The organism is Georgenia satyanarayanai (assembly GCF_900116375.1).
In the GTDB taxonomy this organism is placed as follows: domain Bacteria; phylum Actinomycetota; class Actinomycetes; order Actinomycetales; family Actinomycetaceae; genus Oceanitalea; species Oceanitalea nanhaiensis.
In genome coordinates this window covers 1-4,599 of sequence record NZ_UETB01000029.1, presented here as the reverse complement: position 1 = coordinate 4,599, position 4,599 = coordinate 1, and the positions used below count along the sequence as shown (strand labels likewise).

Here is a 4,599-nt window from a genome sequence, read left to right as displayed (position 1 = left end):
CGAGGACGGTGCCGACTTCACCACCGAGAACCTCGCCCAGTACGACGTCGTCGTGTGGCTCTCCACCACCGGTGACGTCCTCAACGCCGAGCAGCAGTCCGCCTTCGAGGAGTACATCCAGAACGGCGGCGGCTACGCCGGTATCCACGCGGCGAGCGACACCGAGTACGAGTGGCCCTGGTACGGCGAGCTCGTCGGTGCCTACTTCGAGAACCACCCGCCCGGGACCCCGGACGCGACCGTCGTCGTCGAGGACCCGGCGCACCCCTCCACCGAGCACCTGCCCGCGCTGTGGGACCGCACGGACGAGTGGTACAACTACCAGGACAACCCGCGCGGTGACGTCCACGTCCTTGCGTCCCTCGACGAGTCCACCTACGACGCGGGCGGCGGCGCGATGGGTGCCGACCACCCGATCGCCTGGTGCCACGACTACGACGGCGGCCGCTCCTGGTACACGGGTGGCGGTCACACCGACGCGTCCTTCGAGGAGCCGGCGTTCGTCGAGCACATGCTCGAGGGCCTGCGCACCGCAGCCGGGGTCGTCGACGCCGACTGCTCCGCCACCCTGGACGAGAGCTTCGACAAGGTCGAGCTCGACCTCAACACCCAGAACCCGATGGACCTGGCGCCCGCGCCGGACGGGCGCACGATCTACATCGAGCGCGACGGCCGCGTCCAGATCATCCAGCCCAACGGTGGGACGGTGACGGCCGGCACGCTCGACGTCACGCAGGTCCAGGAGTTCGGCCTCCTCGGCATCGAGCTCGACACCGACTTCGAGGCCAACGGCTGGATCTACCTCTACTACTCGCCGCAGGGCTCGTCGTCCGACCGGGTCTCCCGCTTCACGCTCGAGGGTGACACTCTCGACCTGGACAGCGAGGAGATCCTCCTCGAGGTCGAGGTGCAGCGGGAGGAGTGCTGCCACGCCGGTGGTGCTCTCCAGATGGATGGTGAGGGCAACCTCTACATCGCGACGGGTGACAACACCAACCCGTTCGCCTCCGACGGCTTCGCCCCGATCGACGAGCGCCCCGGCCGCGAGGCCTGGGACGCGCAGCGCACCTCGGGCAACACCAACGACCTGCGCGGCAAGATCCTGCGGATCACCCCGCAGGACGACGGCTCGATCACGATCCCCGAGGGCAACCTCTTCGAGGCGAGCGACCTCACCCGTCCCGAGATCTTCGCGATGGGCTTCCGCAACCCCTTCAAGATCGGCCTCGACCCGCGCACCGACACGCTGCTGGTCGCGGACTACGGCCCCGACTCCGGTACGGCCGACCCCGACCGGGGACCGGCCGGCATGGTCGAGTGGAACATCGTCCAGGAGCCGGGCAACTACGGTTGGCCGCTCTGCGTCGGCGCCAACGACGCCTACCGCTCGTACGACTTCGCGACGGAGGAGTCCGGCCCGGCGTTCGACTGCGAGAGCGGTCCGATCAACGACTCGCCGAACAACACCGGCCTGACCGAGCTGCCGCCGGCCGTGCCCGCGACCATCTGGTACCAGAACAACAACCAGCGGAACAACGCCCCGGAGATCGGTTCCGGCGGCGGCGCCCCGATGGCCGGGAGCGTCTACGTCTACGACGAGGAGCTCGACTCGGCGCGCAAGTGGCCCGGCTACTTCGACGGCAAGGCCGCCTTCGCCGAGTGGAACACGGGCAAGCTCTTCACCTTCCAGATGGACGAGGACACCACCGAGGTCGTCGACATCAACCGGATCCTCGAGAGCATGTCCTTCCGGCGTCCGCACGCCCTCGAGTGGGGTGCCGACGGTGCGCTCTACATCATCGAGTGGGGCTCGGGCTTCGGTGGCAACAACGCCGACTCCGGCGTCTACCGCCTCGACTACCTCTCCGGCCAGCGCGCGCCGATCGCGCGTGCGGCGGCCGACGTCACGAACGGTCCGCTGGACCTCGAGGTGAACTTCAGCTCGGCGGGGTCGCGTGACCCCGAGGGCGGCGAGGTCACCTTCGCGTGGGACTTCGGTGACGGAGCGACGTCGACGGAGGCCAACCCGGCGCACACGTACACGGAGGCCGGCAACTACACGGCCACGCTCACCGTGACGAACGCGGACGGGGTCTCGACCCTGGCCACGGTCCTCATCTCGGCGGGCAACACCGCGCCGACGATCACCGTCGAGACGCCGCCCAACGGTGGCTTCTTCAACTTCGGTGACGTCATCGAGTACAAGGTGTCGGTCACGGACCCCGAGGACGGGCAGGACATCGACTGCGAGGACGTCATCGTCCAGCCGGCCCTCGGCCACGACGAGCACGCCCACCCGTACAACCAGTACCGCGGCTGTGAGGGTGCGATCCCCGTCAACGGGGACACCGGCCACATCGGCGCGAACATCTTCGGTGTCATCACCGTGACGTACACCGACCAGGGCGCCGAGGGCGTCGACCCGCTCACGTCGCAGGAGGTGCTCATCCTCCAGCCCAAGCGCAAGGAGGCTGAGTACTTCGCGGAGACCGGTCGCCTCGAGGGGTCGACCAGCTCGGGTGACGCGGGCGTCCAGCTCGAGGACACCACGGACACCGATGGCGGGCAGAACGTCGGCTACGCCGAGACCGACGACTGGTTCTCCTTCGACCCGACCAACCTCACCGGCATCGACTCGATCCGCGTCCGAGGCGCGTCCGAGCCCGGTGGCACCGTCGAGGTCCGTACCGGCGCGCCGGACGGCGACGTCATCGGCTCTGTCACCGTTCCCGCAGGGGGCTGGCAGCAGTGGGGCAGCTACGACTTCGAGCTGCCCGAGGACGTGACGACCGAGTCGGGACCGCTCTACTTCGTCATGACGGACGGTCAGGTCAACGTCAACTGGGTCCAGTTCATCGGCCGGGGCGTCACGGACAACGAGAGCCCGCAGGTCGAGGTCACGACGACCGAGACCACGGGCATGGCACCGCTGGCGGTGAGCTTCACCGCCACGGCGACCGACCCCGACGACGACACGCCCCTGACCTACGCGTGGGACTTCGGTGACGGAGCCACGGCCGACACGGCCCAGGCCTCGCACACCTACACCGCGCCCGGTCGCTACACCGCGACCGTCACGGTGACCGACGCACGCGGCGCCCAGACGGTCGCGTCCGTCGAGGTGTCCGTCAACGCCCCGGGTCTGCAGTGCCTCGACGGTCGTTCCGACGGCTTCGACGGTGACGCGCTCGACACCGGGCGCTGGGACGCCTCGCTCCGGGTCAACCAGGACCTTCGGGTGGAGGAGGGCAACCTCGTCATCCCGACGTCCTCGACGGACATCTACGGGACGGACAACGGCGACGTGCCGAACGTCGTCTTGCAGGACCTGCCGGATGGTCCCTTCACGGCGACCACCCGCCTCACGCTGAACGGGGCGGAGGCCTACCAGCAGGGCGGCCTCCTCATCTACGGCGACGCTGACAACTACGCCAAGATGGTCTTCTCCGGCCGCAGCACGTCCGGGTCGGACCCGGCCAGCCGGGTCTTCCAGTTCATCCGCGAGGAGGACGGTGCGCCCAACGAGGTCGCGGCGTCCATGAGCCCCGCGGTGGGCGCGGACTACCCGAGCACGGTGTGGGTGCGTTTCGTCAGCGACGGTGAGAACCTCACCGCCTCGTACAGCTCGAACGGGACGGACTTCTCCGACATGTCGGAGACGAAGTCGCTCGAGGGCATCGAGGACGCGAAGATCGGTCTGTTCGCCCTCCAGGGCGCGGGCCGTTCGCAGGCGCCGGTCGACGTGGAGTTCGACTACTTCCAGATCGCCCCGGACGACTCGGTGCCGCCGGTCGACCCGAGCGACGAGTTCGACGGGACCGCCCTCGACGGCTGCCGCTGGGAGGTCGTCCGCCCCGACCCGGAGCACATGCGGGTCGTGGACGGCTACCTCGAGCTGGATGCCACCACCGGTGACATCTACGGCACCGACAACGGCACGCCGGGCAACTTCGTCGTGCAGGACCTGGGCGAGGGCGACTGGACGGTGGAGACCCTGGTCGACGCCTCCACGCTCACCCAGCAGTACGAGCAGGGCGGCCTCATCGCCTACGTCGACGACGACAACTACGTCAAGCTCGACATCTCCGCACGGAACAGCGCCGGCAGCACGCTGGAGCTCGGTATGGAGATGCTGAGCGAGACCGACGGTAGCGTCCAGACCCCGGCGGGCCCCACGACCGTTGGCCAGGCCGTGTGGTACCTGCGCCTGGAGAAGTCCGGTGACGAGTTCACCGGCAGCTACTCCGCCGACGGCACCGAGTGGACGACCTTCGGGTCGATCGCCAACGCCACGGTTGCTGCCGAGGGCCGGGTTGGTCTGTTCGCTCTCGGGACTGGCTCCGAGGACAACCAGACCGTCACCTTCGACTACTTCCGAGTGGACGACGGCGGCGTCGACCCGGAGCCGGTGATCGTGACGCCGGCTGCGGTGACGTTCTCCGACGTGGACGGCACCGAGGACGACACGTACACGATCCCTGCGGTCGACGGCGTGGAGTACCTCGTCGACGGTGCGGTCGTGCCCGCCGGTGAGTACGCCGGTACCGGGACGGTCACCGTCACGGCGCGTGCGCTGGAGGGCTTCGTGCTCGCCGAGGG

General features: G+C 68.9%; 1 protein-coding gene. It reads left to right on the top strand.

Translation table 11 applies throughout. The annotated features are described in order from the left end of the window. Positions 1–4,599, top strand: a 4,599-nt coding sequence (locus DSZ44_RS17945) for a ThuA domain-containing protein (protein ID WP_110853994.1), incomplete at both ends; no start/stop codon positions are given.